Annotated in this window: 21 protein-coding genes; 11 read left to right on the top strand and 10 right to left on the bottom strand. The window is 68.0% G+C overall.

Translation table 11 applies throughout. The annotated features are described in order from the left end of the window. Positions 1–59 precede the first annotated feature (59 nt). A complete protein-coding gene (locus EV652_RS09495; RefSeq protein WP_199238099.1) occupies positions 60–230 on the top strand; it encodes a helix-turn-helix domain-containing protein in 171 nt (56 codons plus the stop codon). Positions 231–275: 45 nt separating this feature from the next. Further along, entirely contained in the window at positions 276–1,601 is a 1,326-nt protein-coding gene (locus tag EV652_RS09490) for a cytochrome P450 (protein ID WP_132208665.1), read from the top strand. 7 nt (positions 1,602–1,608) lie between these two features. Here EV652_RS09490 and EV652_RS09485 read toward each other — a convergent pair whose 3' ends face one another. Next, complete coding sequence (locus EV652_RS09485; protein WP_132208664.1) at positions 1,609–2,112, bottom strand: DUF5709 domain-containing protein; 504 nt, start codon at positions 2,110–2,112, stop codon at positions 1,609–1,611. 65 nt (positions 2,113–2,177) lie between these two features. Between EV652_RS09485 and EV652_RS09480 the strand changes: the two genes are divergently transcribed. Together EV652_RS09480 and EV652_RS45760 are read left to right on the top strand one after the other, a co-directional pair. After that, the gene (locus EV652_RS09480) at positions 2,178–3,332 is read left to right on the top strand and encodes an FUSC family protein (RefSeq protein ID WP_242001667.1); all 1,155 of its coding nucleotides are present in this window, start codon (positions 2,178–2,180) and stop codon (positions 3,330–3,332) included. 62 nt (positions 3,333–3,394) lie between these two features. Continuing rightward, a complete protein-coding gene (locus tag EV652_RS45760) occupies positions 3,395–3,520 on the top strand; it encodes a hypothetical protein (RefSeq protein ID WP_255512586.1) in 126 nt (41 codons plus the stop codon). Positions 3,521–3,765: 245 nt separating this feature from the next. Here EV652_RS45760 and EV652_RS09475 read toward each other — a convergent pair whose 3' ends face one another. Both EV652_RS09475 and EV652_RS09470 read right to left on the bottom strand, forming a co-directional pair. After that, positions 3,766–4,206: an OsmC family protein gene (locus EV652_RS09475; RefSeq protein WP_132208663.1), complete on the bottom strand. Its 441-nt coding sequence runs from the start codon at positions 4,204–4,206 to the stop codon at positions 3,766–3,768. Between the two features lie 7 nt (positions 4,207–4,213). Beyond that, on the bottom strand, positions 4,214–5,383 hold the full coding sequence (locus EV652_RS09470) for a phosphatidylinositol-specific phospholipase C1-like protein (RefSeq protein WP_132208662.1): 1,170 nt from the start codon (positions 5,381–5,383) through the stop codon (positions 4,214–4,216). 125 nt (positions 5,384–5,508) lie between these two features. Here EV652_RS09470 and EV652_RS09465 point away from each other — a divergent pair, with 125 nt between their 5' ends. Next, positions 5,509–6,126, top strand: a complete 618-nt coding sequence (locus tag EV652_RS09465) for a TetR/AcrR family transcriptional regulator (protein WP_132208661.1) — start codon at positions 5,509–5,511, stop codon at positions 6,124–6,126. Positions 6,127–6,202: 76 nt separating this feature from the next. Here EV652_RS09465 and EV652_RS09460 read toward each other — a convergent pair whose 3' ends face one another. Further along, positions 6,203–6,616: a DUF3592 domain-containing protein gene (locus EV652_RS09460; protein ID WP_132208660.1), complete on the bottom strand. Its 414-nt coding sequence runs from the start codon at positions 6,614–6,616 to the stop codon at positions 6,203–6,205. A 137-nt stretch (positions 6,617–6,753) separates the two neighbouring features. After that, positions 6,754–8,652 carry a DUF5107 domain-containing protein gene (locus tag EV652_RS09455; RefSeq protein WP_199238098.1) on the bottom strand — a complete coding sequence of 633 codons (1,899 nt, stop codon included), beginning with the start codon at positions 8,650–8,652 and terminating at the stop codon, positions 6,754–6,756. An 89-nt stretch (positions 8,653–8,741) separates the two neighbouring features. Between EV652_RS09455 and EV652_RS09450 the strand changes: the two genes are divergently transcribed. Beyond that, a complete protein-coding gene (locus tag EV652_RS09450) occupies positions 8,742–10,397 on the top strand; it encodes an FAD-binding dehydrogenase (protein WP_132208658.1) in 1,656 nt (551 codons plus the stop codon). Positions 10,398–10,472: 75 nt separating this feature from the next. Next, entirely contained in the window at positions 10,473–11,636 is a 1,164-nt protein-coding gene (locus EV652_RS09445; RefSeq protein ID WP_132208657.1) for an alpha/beta hydrolase family protein, read from the top strand. Here the strand turns inward: EV652_RS09445 and EV652_RS09440 are convergent. Further along, positions 11,620–12,573 (bottom strand): serine protein kinase RIO, encoded by a 954-nt coding sequence (locus EV652_RS09440; protein WP_132208656.1) that lies wholly within the window; start codon positions 12,571–12,573, stop codon positions 11,620–11,622. The two genes, EV652_RS09445 and EV652_RS09440, sit on opposite strands and share 17 nt — an antisense overlap. Positions 12,574–12,737: 164 nt before the next feature. Further along, positions 12,738–13,463, bottom strand: a complete 726-nt coding sequence (locus EV652_RS09435) for an NIPSNAP family protein (RefSeq protein WP_242001666.1) — start codon at positions 13,461–13,463, stop codon at positions 12,738–12,740. Between the two features lie 152 nt (positions 13,464–13,615). Between EV652_RS09435 and EV652_RS44545 the strand changes: the two genes are divergently transcribed. Further along, positions 13,616–13,759, top strand: a complete 144-nt coding sequence (locus tag EV652_RS44545; RefSeq protein ID WP_165949278.1) for a GPGG-motif small membrane protein — start codon at positions 13,616–13,618, stop codon at positions 13,757–13,759. Positions 13,760–13,822: 63 nt separating this feature from the next. Here the strand turns inward: EV652_RS44545 and EV652_RS09430 are convergent, their stop codons facing one another. Continuing rightward, positions 13,823–14,230 carry an aminotransferase class I/II-fold pyridoxal phosphate-dependent enzyme gene (locus EV652_RS09430; RefSeq protein ID WP_132208655.1) on the bottom strand — a complete coding sequence of 136 codons (408 nt, stop codon included), beginning with the start codon at positions 14,228–14,230 and terminating at the stop codon, positions 13,823–13,825. Between EV652_RS09430 and EV652_RS09425 the strand changes: the two genes are divergently transcribed. Together EV652_RS09425 and EV652_RS09420 are read left to right on the top strand one after the other, a co-directional pair. Further along, positions 14,229–15,527, top strand: coding sequence for a winged helix-turn-helix domain-containing protein (locus EV652_RS09425; protein ID WP_132208654.1), 1,299 nt, complete (start codon positions 14,229–14,231; stop codon positions 15,525–15,527). The two genes, EV652_RS09430 and EV652_RS09425, sit on opposite strands and share 2 nt — an antisense overlap. Positions 15,528–15,582: 55 nt before the next feature. Next, complete coding sequence (locus tag EV652_RS09420; RefSeq protein WP_132208653.1) at positions 15,583–16,545, top strand: TIGR03557 family F420-dependent LLM class oxidoreductase; 963 nt, start codon at positions 15,583–15,585, stop codon at positions 16,543–16,545. A gap of 17 nt (positions 16,546–16,562) precedes the next feature. On the opposite strand, the gene EV652_RS09415 is transcribed toward EV652_RS09420, so the two are convergent. Next, on the bottom strand, positions 16,563–17,198 hold the full coding sequence (locus EV652_RS09415) for a UdgX family uracil-DNA binding protein (RefSeq protein ID WP_132208652.1): 636 nt from the start codon (positions 17,196–17,198) through the stop codon (positions 16,563–16,565). Positions 17,199–17,320: 122 nt separating this feature from the next. On the opposite strand from EV652_RS09415, the gene EV652_RS09410 reads away from it, so the two are divergent. Further along, positions 17,321–18,130: a sigma-70 family RNA polymerase sigma factor gene (locus EV652_RS09410; protein ID WP_132208651.1), complete on the top strand. Its 810-nt coding sequence runs from the start codon at positions 17,321–17,323 to the stop codon at positions 18,128–18,130. 20 nt (positions 18,131–18,150) lie between these two features. Here EV652_RS09410 and EV652_RS09405 read toward each other — a convergent pair whose 3' ends face one another. Next, entirely contained in the window at positions 18,151–20,523 is a 2,373-nt protein-coding gene (locus EV652_RS09405) for a phosphoketolase family protein (RefSeq protein ID WP_132208650.1), read from the bottom strand.

Raw genomic sequence — 20,523 nt, 5'->3', positions numbered from 1 at the left:
CAGGTAATTTCCTGTCCCAAGCCCCCGTTTCTTGCTCCAGCCTCTACCCGCCTCGCCTCATGATGCGGCTGCGGCAGACCGCGGCGGACCTGCACGTCCACGCCAACACCGTCGACTACCGACTGCGTCAGGTTGGTTGGTTGACCGGGCTCGATCCGGTGCGTGACGACCAACTGCCCCGGCTGGTGGCGGCGCTTGTCGCATTCGACGCCCGGAGTTCACCCGGCTGACGTAGCGTGGCTGACGTAGCTTGGACGACCCAGCTAGGAGGTGGGATGGCCTCGACACCCTTGCTCGGTTCCCGGACGCTCGACCGGCAGACGGCTCGCACATTGCCGCCCGGTTCGCGGTTGCCGACGCTGGCTCAGACCGTGCTGTTCGCCAGTCACCGCAAGACGTTCTTCCCGCGGATGCGCGAACGGTACGGCGACGTGTTCACGATCCGGTTGGTCCCGTCCAGCCGCGTGGTCGTCGTCCTGAGCAGACCGGAGCACATCCGGGAGGTGTTCGGCAGTTCGCCGTCTGTAATGCACGCGGGTGAGGGCAACACCGTGCTGGAACCGATCATGGGCTCGCACTCGTTGCTGCTGCTGGACGACGAGGATCACGTCCGGATGCGCCGTCAGCTGATGCCGGCCTTCTCGGGCCAGGCGTTGCGCGGGTACGCCGAAATGGTGCATGAACTCGCCCGCGCCGAGGTCGCGAACTGGCCGATCGGCAAGCCGTTCAAACTGCACCAGCGGATGCGGGACCTGACCCTCGAAGTGATCCTGCAGGTCGTCTTCGGCGTGACGGACCGCGACCGGCTGAACCAGCTCCGCCCGCTGCTGGACAAGATCGTCTCGGTGTCGCCGGTGATCATGCTCGGCGGGTTCTACCCGTCCCTGCTCCGGGTGCCGCCGTGGCGGACGTACCTGACCCTCCAGCGCCAGGTCGACGAGATCCTGTACGACGAGATCGCCCGGCGCCGGGGGAACCTTGCCGGACGCAACGACGTACTCTCCCGACTGCTTGCTGCGGGCAACTGGTCGGACGTGGAGCTGCGGGATCAGCTGGTGACGCTGCTGCTGGCCGGGCACGAGACGACCGCGACGGCGATGGGCTGGGCGTTCCACGAGCTGGCCCGGCGGCCGGAGGAGCTGGCGTTCGGTCAGCGGGCCGCGGACGCGGGTGCGGACGACGAGCTCGAGGCGATCGTGAAGGAGGCGATGCGGCTGCATCCGGTCGTCTACCAGGTCGGGCGGCGACTCACCGAGACCGCGGACGTGGCCGGCTACCGGTTGCCCCGCGGTACGACGATCATGGCCGCGATCGGGCTGGTGCACCGGGATGCAGAGCACTTCCCGACGCCGCAGGACTTCCGTCCACAGCGTTTTCTCGAGGACGATCCGCCGGCACCCGGCACCTGGATCCCGTTCGGCGGCGGGGCGCGCCGGTGCATCGGCGCCGGCTTCTCCCTGATGGAAGGCACCGAGATCCTCCGCGCCGCCCTCGCCACCTACAACTTCCAGGCCCCGAACCCCACCCCCGAACCCGCCAAACCCAAAAACGTCACCTTGGTCCCCGCCCGAGGCGCCGAGGTCGCAGTAACCCACCGCTGAGGTCGCGTCAGTCCTCCAGGTCGGTGGTGTCGCCCAGGTCTACGTCGCGGTAGGCGGGGAGGTCCTCTTCGTCGTCGTCTTCCAGTTCGAAGTTGTCCTCGTCGTCGACCACGTGGACCGCGGCTTCCTCGGCGGAGGCGGCGGCGCCGTCGAAGCCGACGTCCTCGGCGACCAGGTCGTTCTCGTCGTCATTGTGCGCACCTTCGTCCGGGGCGACCAGCCGGCCGGAGCGCACCACCCCGACCTCGGGACCGCCGACGTCCTCGCCGTCCTCGGCGTACGGGTCCGCGTCCGGCTCCTCCTGCGCGATGCGCTGGTCCAGCGTCTCCCCCTGCAGCGCTTCGTCGGCCGTCGTCCCGAATCCTTCGCCCGCGGACCACTTCTCCGGCGGCGAGTACCCCTCGTCGAGCAGATCGTCCACACCCCGGTCGTTCAGGGTGTCCTCCGCCTGCAACTGGTCCTCGTCGTCAACGCTGTAGCTGCCGTAGTCCTCGCGGTTGTTCTCCGTCATGCCCCAACCCTGACCGCACCGCGCGGGTGAATCAAGCTCGGGCGCGGTAGACCATGATGGACACCGTGGATCCGGTCAGGCTGACGTTGGACCAGTTGCGGGAGCTCCGCGACGACATCGCACCGCAGGCCGCGCGCCGTTCGCGCGCCTCGGTCCGCCGCCGGGTGGACCGCTGGCGGGACCGGATCTTCTTCATCTCCCAGTGCGCCCTCGCCGCCGGGGTGGCCTGGGCCCTGGCCCGGTACCTCCTCGGCCACCCGCAACCGTTCTTCGCGCCGGTCGCGGCGATGGTGTGTCTCGGCTTCAGCTTCGGTCAGCGGCTGCGCCGGGTCGCCGAGGTGATGGCCGGCGTGGCGGTCGGGGTTGTGGTCGGCGACCTGTTCGTCCGGTTCTTCGGCACCGGCGTACCGCAGATCGTCTTCGTGGTCGCGCTGGCGATGAGCGTCGCCGTACTCCTCGGCGCCGGCACCCTGATGACCACGCAGGCCGGTGTCCAGGCGGTGATCGTCACCACCCTGCTGCCGAATCCGGGTGCCGGGTTCAGCCGCTGGCTCGATGCCGTGCTCGGTGGTGTGGTCGCCCTGGCTGCCGCCACGATCGCGCCGGCCGCGGCGATCAGGCGCCCTCGGCAACAAGCGTCCGAGGTGCTGAACGAGCTGGCCGAGATCCTGATCGAGACCGCCGACGGCCTCCGGAACAACGACGAGAAGGCGGTCACCGACGCGCTCCGCCGGGCCCGGGCCAGCGAGTCGATGCTGGACGAGCTCCGCAGTGCGGCCGACGAGGGCGTCGCGGTGGTCCGGATGTCGCCGTTCCGCCGCCGGCACCGCGGCCGGGTCCAGCAGATCGCGGACCTCGTCGTCCCGGCGGACCGCGCGATCCGGAACATCAGAGTCCTGGTCCGGCGCTGCGCAGTGTCCGTCTGGCGGAACGAGCAGATGCCGGCCGAGTACCCGATGCTGCTCGACCGCCTCGCCGACGGCACCCGGCTGATCGCCGAGTCGCTGTTCGAACCGGCCGCGAAGGTGGCCGCGCACCGCGTGCTGGGCGAGCTCGGCCGCCGTACGGCAGAGATGCCGCTGCCGGCCGGACTGTCCGCCGTCGTGGTCCTCGGTCAGATCCGTTCCACCGTGGTCGACCTGCTCGAACTGACCGGTACGTCGTACGACGAAGCCCGCACGCTGGTCCCGCTCCGCCTCGACGGACTGGATGAGAAGTAGGTCACACGAAACTTCTTGGCCGGTTTCCCGTCATACCCGGGGATCGCGTGCGTCTCACTGGCATGACGATCCACCGACTGATGACCTCGATGGCCACCGAGCAGGTTCGCGAGCTCGAGGACCTGCTGGCCGTCGACACGACCACCCAGACCACAGACGACCGGAGCGACGCCGCCGCCAAGCACTAACTGGCGCGAACCGGACGAACGGATCCCGGCAGCGCACCCGGACGGTCTTGCCCACCGAGCTAGACCGCACGGATGTCGCACATCCAACGCAGAGGCGCCCAGTGCGAGGCGCCGCCGGATCCGTCCGGTGCACCGCCACAGAGGTGCACCACGAACCACCCGCCGGCTGTCCTGACGCCGTTTGCGCGAGGCTCAGGCCAGGCCGGCGGGTGGTTTTTGTTCCTTTTAGCTACTAATTGATTGCCCTAGGCCACCGTTACCTCGGTGGTGACCGAGTTGGCGATGAAGCACTCCAGGTGAGCCCGGTGATGCATCCGCTCGAGGGCCTCCGCGTCCGGCTCCCGGCCGGCCCAGACGATCTTCGGGTGCAGGGTCACCTGGGTGATCGCCAGCCGGCCCGCCTCGTTCTTCGCCATCACGCCGACCGCGTGGTCGTCGTACGCGTCGACGACGAGGCGCTTGCGGGCCGCGATCGCCAGGAAGGTGAGCATGTGGCAGGACGACAGTGACGCCACGAACGCCTCCTCCGGGTCGACCGGCCCCGGGTTCCCCAGGTACGTCGGGTTGGCCGAGGCCGGCACCGTGATCCCGCCGTCGAAGCGCCACTCGTGGTCGCGGTTGTAGGTGTCGTAGGTGAACTCGTGCTCACCGCGACTCCAGCTGACATCGACCACGTGCTCCGACATGCTCAGCTCACCTCTCCGAGACGTTCCCCCGACACCACGTCGGTGCCGACACAGGGTTGCATCGTACGGCGGTGTCCCCGGGCAGCTTCGCCACGAAGTCACTGTCGTAGCGGGCCGCCATCCCGGGGACCGGGAAGTCGGTGGTGACCACCTGGGCGCCACTGGCCAGCGCGATCCCGACCCGGCTGAAGTCCTTGTCGCGGATCGTCGCCATCGGCTCGTCCGACCGGGTGCGGATCAGATAGCCCTTCGCAACCAGCCGCTGGATCTCGGCCTGGTTGGCGCCGCGCGGGTCGTTCACCTGGGTGATCGCGGCGTCCGGCTCACCCTCCGGACCACGGGTGAAGACCGCCCGGCCCTCCAGGTTCGGCCTGCCGGTCCGGTAGAGGTCGCGGATCGCGCCGGCACCGCCGTTGTCGAAGTAGAACAGCACCTGGCCGCGAACCGCGTCGACCTTCGGCCAGCCCTTGGTCAGCACCGACTGCTCCAGCGTCAGGCCGGGCTTGCGGACGTCGTCCGGGCTGAGGAGTTCCTTCTCACCGAAGACCGACCGGATCTCGGCGTCGACCCAGTCCAGGTTCGCCGCGTCCCACGGCGGCGACTGCACGCCGCCGGCCGCGACGATCTTCGGGTCGGACTGCTTGAGCTCGAGGCTGATCGTGATCGGCGTGTGGTCCGGGTTCTGGTCGGACCAGCTCTTCACCTGCTGCAGGCAGAGCACGAGCGTCTTGCAGGTGCCGTTGTAGTCGAAGTCCGGGATGTGCATGACCTTGATCCCGGGCTGGGCCATCGCCGGGTCGGTGAGCGGTCCCTGCCCGGTCAGCTTCCGGATCAGCGGGTACGTGTACAGCCCACCGTCCGGGTCCGGGAGCAGGTCCAGCTCGAGGGTCCGGATGTTCTGGTCCTCGAACTGCGCCGGGATCGCGGCGTGTGAGTACCAGAGATCCACCGAGCCGGGGTTCTGCGCCTGCTGGACCTTCTGCTCGGCCGGGCTGAGTTCCCGGTGGTAGGAGTTGTGCGAGCCGACCATCTGGAGCTGGTTGAGCCGCAGGCCCGAGCTCTCGCCGTGGGCCGTGGACTTCGGAGTGGTCTTGGACGTGAGCGCCGTACCGGCGAGTCCGGACGCGGCGATCGCGGCGGATGCCAGGCCGGCGACCGCCGTTCTGCTGAGACGCATGGCGGGAATTCCCCTCGGGTGGACGGACACCAGATTGTCGACCGGCGGTGATGACGCCGATCTGACGGCAATCTGTCACAGGAAGGTGGCAACGTCCTCCCCCCAGAACATGGACAATGAGCAACATGGTGACATCGGGGGCGTATCCACTGCGCCGGACGCCGACACAGGACCGCGCCAACCGGCAGGTCGAGCGGATCCTGGACGCGGCCTGCGCCGAGGTGGTCGAGCGCGGGTACGACGCCGCGTCGACGAGCGGGATCGCGAAACGCGCGGAGATCGCGGTCGGCAGCGTGTACCGGTACTTCCCGGACAAGCGCAGCCTGATCCAGGCGATCGAGCGGCGGAACCAGGCTCGTTACACCGAGGCGGTGCGGGACCGGCTGGCGGCGGTGTCGAGCTGGCGGCAGGCGGTGGACGTCACGCTGAACACGTTCCGGGAGATGCATCGGACCGACCCTGGTTTCAAGGCCGTGGTGCTGAGCGGTCTGGGCGATCCGGACCTGGAGACGAAGCCGGGCGAGTACGACGACCAGCACGCGGATGAGTTCGCCGAGTTGCTCACGGGCCGGTTCGGCGCCCGGGACAGTCGCGAGTTCCGCCTCGCGGTCACCCTGAGCATCACCATGGGCGAGGCGCTGGCCCACCTGGCCGACCGCTTGGATCCGGCAGAGGCGGACTACGTGCTGGACCAGGGTCGCCCGACACTTCACAGATTGCTGGAACCGCACCTGCCTTCTTGAGTGGCAGGTGCGGTCGGAAAACAGAAGGCCCCCGCCCCAGGGGCGAGGGATTTCAGTGCTGGTGCCGGCCGATTCTCTACGGCTGTGGGACCGGGTCCGTTGGCTGTGAGGACCGCGGCCCCAGCTGCGGCCAGTGGCTGACCCGGCCGGTGATGCGGGCACGGCGGGGTGTCCGGACGTCGTAGCTGACGATGACCCGGTCGCCCTTCGTGTAAGCAATCCTGCTGCCCACCGGAAGCTTGCGGGAGACCTCGAACGGTCCCTCACCCCGGCGGGTGCAGTACTCGACGGTGACCTCGGTGTATTCGGCCGGGACTCCGCCTTCCATCCCGCGGACCGGGCCACGGACCCGGATCACCTGCCCCGCGGTCTTCTCCTCGATGATGGTGGGGCTTTCGTCCCGCCGGAGACCGGCGATCACGTCCGCCACGATGCATGCCGTGACCAGCAGCACCAGGCCGAACCCACCGAGTACAACGATCGTCAACATGGCACTCACCCCCGACGCGCCGCCCGCGCGGCGCGGTCGTCGTAGTCGAAACTGCCTTGCGCGGCCCTTGCCGCACACTGGTGAGACGCTGCCTGGACCTACTCGGTTCCCACGTCCTGACAAAGGTTTCTGAAGCGTCAGCTACCGCCCATTCCGAACTGGTACTGCGAGGGCACCGGCCGGTTGGTGCCGAGGGCCTCCTCGGTCTCCACCCAGAGGTCGGCGAGGGGATTGGCACCCTCGCGGACGGTCGGGAGTTGGATGCCGTCCGCCAGCAGGTCGCGGGCGGTCTGTGGGTCACCGCTCTGCAGCGCGTGACGGATCCGGAGCAGCCGGATGCGGGGATCGTCGGGAGCCTTGTCGAGGAGACGACCGGCCCGATTCACATCAACCGCAAGGGCGACAGCGACGGCCTCGACCAGCAGTTCGACCAGGTCGGGCAACAGGCCGACCGCTCGCTCGTAGTACGACAGCTCACCGGTGACGAAGCCGAGGTTCCGCAAGGCCCACGGGTTGTCGCCGGCTTGGAGCCAGGCGTCGATCGCGCCCTCGACGTCACCGGAGTAGTGCCGCGCCACACCCAGGTGGTACCAGACGAGCCAGTTGTCCTCAGCCTTCTCCAGGAGCTCCTTCCAGCTCACCAGCGTTCCATCCGGTACGGCGTCCGACGCCGGCAGGCGGCCGTCGAGCAACGGCAACCAGGCGCGCTCCCGCGACGCCATGGTGTCCTCGGCGAACGGCGTACCGGCTGAGACCGTCCAGCCTGTCCGGGCCAGCTCCAGCGCACCCCACCCCGAGCCGACTGCGAGCCGCTCGGCCGGGGCCGCATCCGCGATGGTCAGCCACTCCCGCTCACGATCGCCCAGTTGGTCGAGCAAGGGACGCAGTACTTCGGACGTGCCGGTCCGAGCCGCTTCCCATTCCGAGTGGGCGACACCGGGATCAACCGACAGCCGGCCGTAGGCCTCCAGCCAGTGCCAGCTCGTTGCTGCAGGCAATTTCAGGTGCTCCAGCTGGGTCCGCGCCAGCCCGGCCTGGATTTCGGCGTACCCATGTCCCTGCAGGCCCGGCGACAACCACTCCTGCCATCGCTGCCCGCCGGTGCCCTCACCCCAGACGAACAGCTTCCGGCCCTGCAGCCGCTCGGTCGACGCCTGGACAAAGCCATGACCGTCGGCGTCGACCGAGGCGATCCACGGCCGTTCGCCGGCGAGCGGTTCGAAGAAGAAGTCGACCGCGCGCGGGTGCCGCATCGGGTAGGTCAGGTCGATCCCCTCGAACTCCGGCACGCCGACGAGGTCGAGCCAGCGGCCGGTAGCGTCAGGCCGATCCGCGCTGGCATACCCGAACCGCCAGGCCTGATCGGCCGGCACCAGCACGCGCGTGTCCGCGGACTGTTCGACCGCGATGTTCGACCACCAGTACGCCGGGACTTCGGCATCGGACGGGTTCTGCAGCCGGATCCCGACGTACAGGAACTCGGAGTCGGCCGGGAGCCAGAAATCCAGTTGGGTGACGAGGTTCCTGGTCCGTTCCAGCTCCCAGAGGCGCAGTACCGGCGTACCGTCCGGGCCCTCGACGCGGGCGGCGTGCAGCGGCTCGCAGGTGCCGGTCCAGTGGCCGGTGCTGCCGACGTTCCACTCGACGCCGCCGGCCCACCAGGCGTTGCGGAGGGCGAGGTTCGCTGGCTGGAAGACGGGGTTGCGGTAGAGCAGTTCCTCGCCGCTCGCCTTGTGGACGAGTGAGTAGAGACGCCCGCCGACGCCCGGCAGCACGGTCGCCCGGACGTGGTCATTCTCGAGCACCAGCGCGGGGAACGTCCGGTCGACCAGCTCGCGGTCGTAGCCGTCCTGGTTGAGGGTCGGCAGCGGGCTGTGCAACCGGCCGTACTGGATGTTCTCGCGCAGCTCGGCCGGGAGCTCGGCGAGGTTCTGGACCTGGTGCAGCTCCTGCTGGCTGCGCAGCGGTGGGAGCGGGTTCTCCGCCCCGAGAGAGGCGGCGGGCAGGACGAGGTCTTGCGCGGAAAGGATCGTCACAGGTCCCATCCTTACAACTTTGCGCAGGTGCGTCTATCGCTACCGATTGTCCGCTATACATGGACCACGTGAGCTGCTGAGGGGACACCATGGACGCGGATGTGATCGTCGTCGGGGCGGGACTGGCCGGGCTGGCCGCGACCGCGGAGCTGGCCGACGCGGGCCGGAAAGTACTGCTGCTGGACCAGGAACCAGAGGCCTCGCTCGGCGGCCAGGCGTTCTGGTCGTTCGGCGGGCTGATGTTCGTCGACTCCCCCGAGCAACGCCGGATGGGGATCAAGGACTCGCGCGATCTCGCGCTGCAGGACTGGCTCGGCTCGGCCGGGTTCGACCGGCTCGACGACGAGGACCGGTGGGCCCGGCAGTGGGCCGAGGCGTACGTCGATTTCGCGGCCGGTGAGAAGCGGCCGTGGCTGCACGCCCAGGGAGTGCGGTTCTTCCCGGTGGTCGGCTGGGCCGAGCGCGGCGGCTACCTCGCCGACGGGCACGGGAACTCGGTGCCGCGGTTCCACATCACCTGGGGCACCGGGCCCGGCCTGGTCGCGCCGTTCGAACGCCGGGTCCGGGAAGCGGTCGCGAAGGGGCTGGTCGAGTTCCGGTTCCGGCACCGGGTCGACGAGCTGACCCTCACCGGCGGGGTCGTCGACGGCGTCTCGGGCAAGGTGCTGGAGCAGAGTGGTGTCGAGCGCGGTGTGTCCAGTTCGCGGACCGAGGTCGGCGACTTCAGCCTCACCGCGCAGGCGGTGATCGTGACCTCCGGCGGGATCGGCGGCAATCACGACCTGGTCCGGGAGCAGTGGCCGAAGCGGATGGGCGATCCGCCGCGGCGGATGATCTCCGGTGTCCCCGCGCATGTGGACGGCCGGATGCTGGCGATCACCGAGAAGGCCGGCGGCCGGTACGTGAACCGGGACCGGATGTGGCACTACACCGAAGGTATCCAGAACTGGGACCCGATCTGGCCGATGCACGGGATCCGGATCCTGCCCGGCCCGTCGTCGCTCTGGTTCGATGCCACCGGCAAGCGACTGCCGGTGCCGCTGTTCCCCGGGTTCGACACCCTGGGCACCCTCGAGCACATCATGCGGACCGGGCACGACTACACCTGGTTCGTGCTCACCCAGAAGATCATCGAGAAGGAGTTCGCCCTCTCCGGTCAGGAGCAGAACCCGGACCTGACCGGTAAGGACATCAAGGGCGTCCTCGGCCGGGCCCGCGGCGGTGCGACCGCCCCGGTCCGTGCGTTCATGGAGAAGGGTGCGGACTTCGTCGTCCGCAGCAACCTGCCCGACCTCGTCCGCGGCATGAACGACCTGACCGGTGACAACCTGATCGACCTGGACGACCTGGAGCGCCAGATCGTCGCCCGCGACCGGGAGCTCGCCAATACCTTCACCAAGGATCTGCAGATCACCGCGTTGCGCGGCGCCCGGAACTACCGCGGCGACAAGCTCATCCGGGTCGCGTCACCGCATCGGATCCTCGACCCCAAGGCCGGCCCGCTGATCGCCGTACGGCTGAACATCCTGACCCGCAAGTCGCTCGGTGGCCTGCAGACGGATCTGGACTCGCGGGTGCTGCGGACCGACGGTACGCCGTTGCCCGGTGTCTACGCGGCCGGCGAGGTGGCCGGCTTCGGTGGTGGTGGGATCCACGGCTACCGCTCCCTGGAGGGCACCTTCGTCGGCGGCTGCCTCTTCACCGGCCGTACGGCGGGTCGCGCGGCCGCCAAGGCAGTGTCGTAAGACAACACTGATGCGTCGGCGCATGTGTGCCGCGATCCTCTGTCTGGGGGCGGGACCGGCTTCTAGCGTGACGCCATGCGCCGCCTCGCTTTGTTCTCAGCCGTCCTGCTGCTGACCGGTGTGACCGTGCCGGCCAACGCCCATCGACAGGTCCGGGTCCCGGGTGCCGAGTATCAACAGCTCGCGCACCTCGACGACCTGACCACCACCGGGACCGTCGCCTCCGGTCACACCAATCCGGCCGACTACGCCGGTCTCACGCATTCCGGGTTGCCGCAGCAGTCGGGTGTGCCCGGGGTCCAGATCGACGGGTACTTCCCGGACACCTCGCACACGAACACCAACCACGGCTGGAACCACGACTCACAGTTCGTCATCCGGCTGCCGAAGAAGTGGAACGGCGGCCTGGTCGTCTCCGGATCGCCTGGGGTGCGAGCGCAGTACGCGAACGACAGAGCGATCTCGGACTACGTCCTGTCGCTGGGGTACGCCTATGCCGCGACCGACAAGGGGAACACCGGCGCCGCGTTCTACACCGACGGTGTCCGGCCGGGTGACGCGATCGTCGAGTGGAACCTCCGCACGACCCAGCTGACGCGTGCCGCCCGCGCAACAGTTGCCCAGCACTACGGCAGGTCCGCCCGCGAGGTGGTCGCCGCAGGTATCTCCAATGGCGGCTATCTGGTCAGATGGCAGCTCGAGAACCACCCCGAGCTCTACACCCGCGGCGTCGACCTCGAGGGGACCCTGTGGACGACCCGGGGACCGAACCTGTTCACCTTCCTGCCGCCGGCCATCAGGGGCTACGAGCAACAATCGCCGGCCTTGATCACCGCGGCCGGTTTCGATCCCCGCTCGGACTTCCTCTGGGACTACCACTACTCGGTCTACTGGAAGCTGACGCAGCGGATCTACGCCGCCGAGCTCGACCCCACCTACGTGGGCAGCGAGGCCGACTACGACTACTCCCAACGACCCCAGGCACAGCAGGCGGTCAAGCGGATCGCGTTGACCGGGAAGATCGGCCGGCCGTTGGTGACCATCCACGGGACGTACGACAGCTTGCTGCCGATCACGCAGGACTCCGATGTCTATGCCGCGATGGCTCGTCGTACCGGCCTGCACACCTACCAGCGGGTCGAGGCAGGCAACCACGTCGACGGACTCGTCGACGCCTACCCCGACCGGCTGGTCCCGCTGGTTCCCCTCTTGCAGCAGGCGATCAGAACACCATCGTGAGCAGGTCGGCGAACAGCTCCTGTTCGTCGGTCTCCAGCCCGCGGTTGGTGAACCAGGTCGCCATGTTGTGACAGTCGCGCAGCAGGAAGTCCATCCCCTTCGGATTGCCGACGATGTCGACCACCTGCGGGAGGTCGATCATCACGATCCGGTCCCCCTGGGCCAGCACGTTGTACGGCGACAGGTCGCCATGGGCCAACCCCGCCCTGGCCAACTCACGCATCCCGTGGCGCACCTGCTCGAAGTACTGACCGAGCAGCTCCTTCGACGGCCGGACCTGGGCGAGCCGTGGCGCGGCCCCGCCCTCACCGTCGTCGATGAACTCCATCAACAGCTCGGTGCCGTCGACCTGGACCGGGTACGGCACCGGGACACCGGCCTTCCACAGCTGGCACAGCGCACCCCACTCGGCACCCGCCCATTGCCCCGCGGCAACGCTGCGGCCGTGTGAGGTCTTCTTCGCCATCGCGCGGGTGTCCCGGCTGTTCCGGGTCCGGCGACCTTCGACGTACGACGTACTGCGGTGGAACGACCGGTGTTCCTCGGTGCGGTACCGCTTGGCGGCCAGCAGCGAGGACCGGGCCGGGTTGCCGCCGATGGCTTCGACGGCCCGCTCGACCAGGAAGACGTCGGCTTCCTTACCGGTTTTGAGGACGCCGAGCTCGGTGTCGATCGCGGCCTGTTCCGTCACCACCCAGTCCGGGCGGGGATCAGGTCCGCGAGAACCGCGCTCGACGTCCAGCCAGGTGGACCACCGCTGATCCGGCCCGAGCTGCTCGTCCACTTCCTGGAAGCGGAAGACGAACGCGTCGGCCGGATTTGGTTGGGACTCGTCACCGGTGAGTTCTGCCCAGCGGGAGTCGAGATCGGAGAAGTTCTGATCAGTGCTGTGTCGCTCAGAATTGGCGTGCTGTGTACGAAAGACGTCGGAAGACATCCGGTGTGCTCCTGAACCTTGAGGTGAGACTGACGCGGACATGCCGCAGCACAGTGATGGCCATCCGTCAGCCCTCCTTAGGTCAGGCAGCGTTTCGTCGCCGCACAGGTGAAGTCAGGATGCACGGCCGTTTCCGGTCCCGCAACCTATTTACGCCGCGCACGCTACTTGAATTGTGAGCGCGCGGTCGGCCGCAGCCGCAGCTCCTGGGCCGGCTTGCCCGAGCGGCAGACGAGCTCCGGCAGCACCTTCTGCTGCCAGGTCGGTGACGCCGCGAGCCGCCGGCGATGCTCGTCGTACGCCGCCTCGTCGTCGAAGCGGGCGAACCAGACCAGCACGACCTCGTCGCGCACGGGCAGGGCCGGAAAGTTGTTCTCGGCAACCAATGTCTCGAACACCGCCACCGGCTCGGCGCCGCTCGCGACCAGAGCCGGTACGACGTGATCGGTGAAGAACTCCACGAACCCGTCGTCCGGCGCACCGCGGTGGTACACCGCACCGGCGATCAGCGAGCCGGGGATGTCCGTCGTACCGATCGGGGGGCGCGGTGAGTCGAGCCGCGGGTAGCCGTCGCGGAGCTCGAGCGGCTTGAGCAGCAAGGCGTTGTCGGAGTCGATCATCGTCGCGTTCGCGGTCGCGGAGTGCTCACGCCAGACCGGGCCACCGTAGAAGGCGGCCAAGGCATCGGCGCGCGACGGCAGGTCGGCGAAGCCGCGGATCCAGACGAACCGGTCAGGGTCGTCGAGGTCGCGGAACTGACCGACGATGTGCATCCCGGTCGCTTCCTGACCCTCGACGAAGTACTCGTCGAACACGTCGATCAGGGTGTCGCGCTGTCCTGGGTGCAGCGTGTACTGGCGCAGATCCACCACGGCGCAGCACTCGTCCATCGGTTCCTCCTCAGGCTCGACCACCCTCAGTCAAGCAGGCATACCTGACAGCGCATGTCAGCGAATTCCTGTTTGCGCGGTGGGCACTGGAGGTTCAGCACGGGGAGTTCAGCCGCCGGGCGTCAGCCCGGCCCTTAGAGATTGGAAGGACCATGGGTCTCATCCTGTGGATCATCGCGGCGATCCTCGTCATTGCCGGGATCGTCTCGCTTGTCCGCGGTCAGCTGCTGTGGGGCGCCGCCCTGATCGTGATCGGCCTGCTGGTCGGTCCTGGCGGCGTCAGCATCTTCACCTGACCTGAAGTCCAACCCATACGTCGTCGCCCCGCGCAGCTCCTGCGCGGGGCGACGCCCGTCTGGTCAGAGGAGTTGCCGCAGCGCCTGATCGAGCCGCTCGACACCACGCACGATCTCCTCGGGCGACGCGGCCGCCACGTAGCTGAGCCGAAGATGCCGGTTGGGTCCACCCGGTAGGTAGTAGGCACTGCCGGGACTGACCGAGACCGCATGACGCAAGGCCGCGGCCACAGCCTCGTCATCGCGTACGGCGTCCGGTAGTGAGGTCCAGACGTGGTAGCCGCCCGGCCGCGCCGCACGAACCGTCAGGTGCGGACATCGCTCCGCCAGACTTCGGGTCGTCGTCTCGCGTCGGTCCCGCAGCGCGGTGGCCAGCCGGCGCAGATGCCTTCCGATCGCCGCTCCGATCACGGCCGTCGTCGTACTGCTCTGCATCGTGGTGACACAACGGGCGCGGTAGTTTCGATCCATGGCAGCGACCGGCGAGGCGATCCCGATCGATATGGCGCGCCGGCTCGCGCTCACTGCACAAGGGTTCGCGGATCCACGGCCGTCGGGTCGGGTGAACGTGCGGCACCTCCGGAAGGTGATCGACCGGATCGGCGTACTGCAGGTCGACTCGGTGAACGTGCTGTGTCGTTCGCACTATCTGCCGTTGTTCGCCCGGCTCGGGCCGTACGCGCGTACGACGCTGGACCGGCTGTGCTGGGGTGGTGGGGACCGGGAGCTGTTCGAGTTCTTCTGGGGGCACAAGGCGAGCCTCATCCCATTGAGCAGCTATCCCTTGTTCCGCTGGCGAATGCGGGCGGCCGAAGGGCAGGACTGGACCGCCGCCGAGCTCGATCCGGACCTCGCGGCGCCGTGGTCGGTCGTCAGCGGTATGCGCCGCCTGACGACCGAACGGCCCGGGTACGTCGACGACGTCCTCGCCGTGGTCACCGAACGCGGACCAGTCACGGCCGGCGAGGCGAGTCCGGACGGCGTACGGCGGAAGCGGACCGATCCGGATCCGGATCCGACCACCGGCAAGATGTGGAACTGGCAGGACGCCAAGATCGCGATCGAGTACCTGTACTGCGCGGGCCGGGTGGCGATCGCGGGGCGACGGAACTTCGAGCGTCTGTACGACCTCACCGAACGGGTGCTCCCACCCAAGCTCCTGTCGCAGCCCGAACTAAGTGCCGACGAGGCCCGGCGGGAGCTGGTCCGGATCTCGGCCCGCACGCTCGGGGTCGCAACCGCACGCGAACTCTGCGGGGCCGGCGGCAACGGCCACTTTCCGTTGCCCACAGCAACCGCCAGGCGGGTGATCGGTGAGCTGGTGGACACCGGCGAACTGGTCCCGGTTCGCGTCGACGGCGTACCGCAGCAGAGCTACCTGTGGTCGGAGGCCGAGGATCGGCCGGTGCAAGCGACGGCCTTGCTGTCGCCGTTCGACACGTTGATCTGGAACCGCGACCGGACCCATCGCCTGTTCGACTTCTTCTACCGGATCAGCATCTACACGCCGGCTGCGCAGCGTGTGCATGGCTACTACGTGTTGCCGTTCCTGCTGGGTGACCGGATCGTGGCGCGCGTCGATCTCAAGGCTGATCGGAAGAACTCCGCGCTGCTCGTTCCGACCGTCACCGCGGAACCCGGTGTAGCCGAGGCCGACATCGTCGAACCGCTGGCGGCCGAACTCGGCCTGACGGCCCGCTGGCTGGAGCTCGACCGTGTGCAGGTGACCGCGGACAGCGATCTCGGTAAGGCACTGTCCGGCGCATAGGGCTGGCCCGGTGGGGCACCGGACAGACAGTGCAGTCAAACGCTCGGGAGACGACGTGAAGATCGGGTACTTCCTGTCCAGTGAGGAATACACGCCGGCCCAGCTGATCGAGCAGGCGCGGTTGGCCGAGGAGGCCGGGTTCGACAGTCTCTGGATCAGTGACCATTTCCATCCCTGGAACGACGAGCAGGGTGAGAGTCCGTTCGTCTGGTCCACCATCGGGGCGATCTCCCAGGTCTGCGAACTGCCGATCACCACCGCGGTCACCTGTCCGACCGTGCGGATCCATCCGGCGATCATCGCCCAGGCCGCCGCGACCAGCGCGGTCCTGCTGAACGGGCGATTCACGCTCGGTGTCGGGACCGGAGAGGCGCTCAACGAGCACATCCTCGGCAGCGTCTGGCCGACGGTCGACGTACGGCTGGAGATGATCGAGGAAGCCGTCGAGATCATGCGGCGGCTGTGGACCGAGGACGGGTTCGTCACGCACCATGGCAAGCACTACACGGTCGACACCGCCCGGATCTACACCCGGCCGGACACGCCGCTGCCGATCTACATGTCCGGGTTCGGACCGGAGGCGACGGATGTCGCGGCGCGGATCGCGGACGGGTTCATCACCACGTCTCCGGATGCCGAACTGCTGAAGCGGTTCCGGGACAACGGCGGCGGCGACAAGCCGGCGCAGGCCGGGTTCAAGGTCAGCTACGCACCGACCGAGGAAGAGGGCATCGAGCAGGCACACCGGATCTGGCGCAACTCGGGTCTGCCCGGTGAGCTGGCGCAGGTGCTGCCGTCGCCGCGGCACTTCGAACAAGCGAGCGAACTGGTGACCAAGGAGTCGACCGCGCAGTCGGTCACCGCCGGGTCGAAGGCGGACGCACACGTGGACGCGTTCAAGCCGTACATCGACGCGGGTTTCGACGAGATCTACGTGGCGAACATGGGCCCGCACTCGATCGACATGCTGAACCTGTACCGCACCGAGGTGCTACCGGAGCTGCGCAGGCGACTCTGAGACCACGGCCTCCGCGTTCACTTCAGGAGGGCGAGTGCGGCGCGGAGGTCGTTCACGAAGAGGGTGAAGTCGCGGCGGTACTCCCGCGACCGGACCACGGCCGACGGGTGGACCGTCGCGATCGCCGCCCGGCCGTCCGGCAGTTCCTGTGCCAGACCGCGTTGTTCCGTGACTTTGAACCCGGTTCCGAACACCGCCCGAGCCGCGACGGCGCCGAGAACCACCACCAGCGAAGGCTTCACGATCTCCAGCTCGCGATCCAGCCAGGGGTGACAGGCTTTGATGTGACCGGCCGCCGGTGTCTTGTGAATCCGCCGCTTGCCCTGTCGTTCGAAGCGGAAGTGCTTGACAGCGTTGGTCAGGAACACCTCCGAGCGCTCGATCCCCGCTTCCGCCAACGCCTTGTCCAGCAGGCGTCCGGCCGGCCCGACGAAGACATGTCCTTCCTTGTCCTCCACGTCCCCTGGTTGTTCACCGATCAACATCATCCGGGCCCGCGCCGGACCCTCCCCCGGTACGACGCGATCGGCGTCCTCGTACAGGTCGCAACCGCGGCACTCGGGCAAGGCCGCCAGGAGCTTCTTCAGACCGCCGTCGGGCGGCACCCATTGCGACGCGCCGGTGAAATTGCTCACGGTCGGCCGGTTCCCCATTCAAACACCTGTAACACCCGGGGGGTTGAAAGCGGCGGCCGAGTTTGATCTGGTGGAGGTAAGTGGTTCAGCCTTGACGCCACGCCGCAGGACGACGACGACACACGACGAGGTTTCTCACTGTGACGATCGCACCTGTCAGTACTGCCGATTCGAAGCAGCGCATCGCCGACACCACCCACGACCTGCTGATCGAGGCCGACAGCACCCCGGACCCGCGCCACCAGGAACTCCTCGACGAGGTCGTCATCCTGAACGCGCCAGTGGCCCGGTCGATCGCTTCGCGCTACCGCAGCAAGGGGGTGGACCCCGACGACCTCGAGCAGGTCGCCTACCTCGGTCTGGTCAAGGCTGCCAACGGTTACCGCCTGGACGCCTCCACGGCCTTCCTGTCGTACGCCGTACCAACGATCAGAGGCGAGCTGAAGCGGTACTTCCGCGACTGCGCCTGGACCGTCCGGCCACCGCGCCGGGTCCAGGAGATGCAGGGCTCCATCGCCGCCGCCGAACCCGAGCTCACCCAGCGTCTCGGTCATCTCCCCACCGACGAGGAGACGGCCGCGGCGCTCGGCACCGATGCCGAAGAAGTGGTCGAGGCCACATCGGTGCGCGGGTGCTTCACCACGCTGTCGCTGGACGCACCCGGCACGGTCGACGGCGGCACCAATCTGCTCGACACGGTCGCCGACGCCGAGGACGGCTACGAGCTGGTCGAGAACGTGCACACCCTGACGCCGGCCGTCGCCTCGCTGGGCGACCGCGACAAGCGCATCCTCGAACTGCGTTTCCGCAACGGCCTGACCCAGGAGGAGATCGGCAACGAGCTCGGCGTCAGCCAGATGCAGGTTTCCCGCCTGCTCCGCGGCATCCTCGACCGCCTCCGCAGTCAACTCGCGGACACCCAACTCGCGGAACAGGGCTCAGCGAAGTAGCTTCCGGGCGCCGCTGACGATCAGGAGGGCCATCGCCACTCACGGACCTCCGGAAGGTCCTCGCCGTACCTGGTGACATGGGCGTGATGCCGGACCCGTTGGTCGGCGAGGTACTGCCGGGTCGTCACCGCTCGCGTTCGCAGCGACGGCACCCGGTCGATCACGTCCATCGCCAGGTGGAACCGATCCAGGTTGTTCAGCACCACCATGTCGAAAGGTGTGGTCGTCGTCCCCTCCTCGATGTAACCGCGGACGTGCAGGTTGTCGTGGCCGTGCCGCCGGTACATCAACCGGTGGATCAGCCACGGATACCCGTGATACGCGAAGATCACCGGCTTGTCGGTGGTGAACAACGCGTCGAACTCCGCATCCGACAGCCCGTGCGGGTGCTCGGTCGCGTCCTGCAACCGCATCAGGTCGACCACGTTGACCACCCGGATCTTCAAGCCAGGAAGGTGTTCGCGCAGCAGGTCGACCGCGGCCATCGTCTCCAGCGTCGGTACGTCGCCCGCGCATGCCATTACCACATCCGGATCACCCTCGTCGTTGCTGGCGAAATCCCAGACGCCGATCCCGCGGGCGCAATGCAACGCAGCCGATTCCCAGTCCAGCCAGCTCGGCTGCGGTTGCTTGCCTGCGACAACGACGTTGACGTAGTTCCGGGTCCGCAGGCAATGGTCCATCGTCGACAGCAAGGTGTTCGCATCCGGCGGCAGGTAGACCCGGACGACCTCGGCCTTCTTGTTCACCACGTGGTCGATGAACCCGGGATCCTGGTGCGAGAACCCGTTGTGGTCCTGGCGCCAGACATGTGAGGTGAGCAGGTAGTTCAGCGACGGGACCGGCCGCCGCCAGTCGAGCCGGTTGACCGTCTTCAGCCACTTCGCGTGCTGGTTCACCATCGAGTCGACGATGTGCACGAACGCCTCGTACGACGAGAACAGCCCGTGCCTGCCGGTGAGCAGGTATCCCTCCAACCAACCCTGGCAGGTGTGTTCACTCAGGATCTCCAGCACTCGGCCGTCCGGCGCGAGATGTTCGTCGGTGGCCCGCTCTTCCGCCAGCCACGCCTTGCCGGTCACCTCGTAGACCGCGTTCAACCGGTTCGACTCGGTCTCGTCCGGACCGAACAGCCGGAGATTGTGATAGTCGGCATTCAGTGCGAAGGCGTCACGCAGATAGGCCGCGAACACCTTCGTCGGCTCACTGTCCTCCGCCCCCGGCCGCTTCACCGGTACGGCGTACTCCTCGACCGGCGGCAGTTCCAGGTCACGCGTCAGCAGCCCGCCGTTCGCGTGCGGACTCGACCCCATCCGAAGCTCCGGCCCGGGCGCCAGCTCGAGCAACCGCTCGACCGGCCGGCCCGCCTCGTCGAACAACTCCTCCGGCCGGTAGCTGCGCAGCCAGGACTCCAACTGCCGCAGGTGGTCCTCGTTCGTCCGTACGCCGGACAGCGGCACCTGATGTGATCGCCAGGTGTCCTCCACCGGCTGGTCGTCGACCGTATGCGGCCCCGTCCAGCCCTTCGGCGTCTTCAGCACGATCATCGGCCAGGCAGCGCGCGGCGGCCGCTCGGGAGCCGATCGTGCTTCGAGCTGGATCTCGTCGATCCGGTCCATACAGACGTCCAGCGCCGCGGCCAGCGCCTGATGCACGGTCGCTGGGTCCGAGCCCTCCACAAGATACGGCTCGTGGCCGTACCCCTGCAGCAACGCGGTCAGCTCCTCGTCGCCGATCCGGGCGAGCAGGGCAGGGTTGGCGATCTTGTAGCCGTTGAGATGCAGGATCGGCAGCACCGCGCCGTCGCGGACCGGATCGAGGAACTTGTTCGAGTGCCACGACGTCGCGAGCGGCCCGGTCTCCGCCTCACCGTCGCCGACCACACACGCGACGACGAGATCCGGGTTGTCGGCGGCGGCGCCGTACGCGTGACTCAGCGAGTAACCCAACTCGCCGCCCTCGTTGATCGATCCGGGCACGTCGGCTGCCACGTGACTGGGGATGCCACCAGGGAACGAGAACTGCTTGAACAGTCTGGTCATCCCCAGCTCGTCCTGCGTGGTGTTCGGGTACTCCGCCGTCCAGCTCCCCTCGAGCCAGGTGTTGGCCACGATCGCCGGACCGCCATGGCCGGGCCCGATCACGTACATCAGCTGACGCTGCCGTTGCCGGATCACCCGGTTCAGGTGCGCGTAGATCAGGTTGAGTCCGGGCGTCGTACCCCAATGGCCGAGCAGCCGAGGCTTGATGTGCTCGGCTCGCAAAGGCTCCTTCAGCAACGGGTTTGCGAGCAGGTAGATCTGACCCACGGACAGGTAGTTGGCGGCCCGCCAGTACGCATCAAGGCCTTGTAACTCCTCGTCACCCAAGGGGGTTGCGTCGATCCGTTGCAC

This window comes from Kribbella steppae (genome assembly GCF_004342025.1).
GTDB classification, from domain to species: Bacteria; Actinomycetota; Actinomycetes; order Propionibacteriales; family Kribbellaceae; genus Kribbella; species Kribbella steppae.
This window is presented reverse-complemented; position numbering and strand designations above follow the sequence as displayed.

Coding starts and splice junctions, on each gene's coding strand:
- EV652_RS09495 (WP_199238099.1), top strand. CDS start 60: ATGATGCGGCTGCGGCAGACCGCGGCGGACCTGCACGTCCACGCCAAC.
- EV652_RS09490 (WP_132208665.1), top strand. CDS start 276: ATGGCCTCGACACCCTTGCTCGGTTCCCGGACGCTCGACCGGCAGACG.
- EV652_RS09485 (WP_132208664.1), bottom strand. CDS start 2,112: ATGACGGAGAACAACCGCGAGGACTACGGCAGCTACAGCGTTGACGAC.
- EV652_RS45760 (WP_255512586.1), top strand. CDS start 3,395: ATGACGATCCACCGACTGATGACCTCGATGGCCACCGAGCAGGTTCGC.
- EV652_RS09475 (WP_132208663.1), bottom strand. CDS start 4,206: ATGTCGGAGCACGTGGTCGATGTCAGCTGGAGTCGCGGTGAGCACGAG.
- EV652_RS09470 (WP_132208662.1), bottom strand. CDS start 5,383: ATGCGTCTCAGCAGAACGGCGGTCGCCGGCCTGGCATCCGCCGCGATC.
- EV652_RS09465 (WP_132208661.1), top strand. CDS start 5,509: ATGGTGACATCGGGGGCGTATCCACTGCGCCGGACGCCGACACAGGAC.
- EV652_RS09460 (WP_132208660.1), bottom strand. CDS start 6,616: ATGTTGACGATCGTTGTACTCGGTGGGTTCGGCCTGGTGCTGCTGGTC.
- EV652_RS09450 (WP_132208658.1), top strand. CDS start 8,742: ATGGACGCGGATGTGATCGTCGTCGGGGCGGGACTGGCCGGGCTGGCC.
- EV652_RS09445 (WP_132208657.1), top strand. CDS start 10,473: ATGCGCCGCCTCGCTTTGTTCTCAGCCGTCCTGCTGCTGACCGGTGTG.
- EV652_RS09440 (WP_132208656.1), bottom strand. CDS start 12,573: ATGTCTTCCGACGTCTTTCGTACACAGCACGCCAATTCTGAGCGACAC.
- EV652_RS09435 (WP_242001666.1), bottom strand. CDS start 13,463: ATGGACGAGTGCTGCGCCGTGGTGGATCTGCGCCAGTACACGCTGCAC.
- EV652_RS44545 (WP_165949278.1), top strand. CDS start 13,616: ATGGGTCTCATCCTGTGGATCATCGCGGCGATCCTCGTCATTGCCGGG.
- EV652_RS09425 (WP_132208654.1), top strand. CDS start 14,229: ATGGCAGCGACCGGCGAGGCGATCCCGATCGATATGGCGCGCCGGCTC.
- EV652_RS09430 (WP_132208655.1), bottom strand. CDS start 14,230: ATGGATCGAAACTACCGCGCCCGTTGTGTCACCACGATGCAGAGCAGT.
- EV652_RS09415 (WP_132208652.1), bottom strand. CDS start 17,198: ATGGGGAACCGGCCGACCGTGAGCAATTTCACCGGCGCGTCGCAATGG.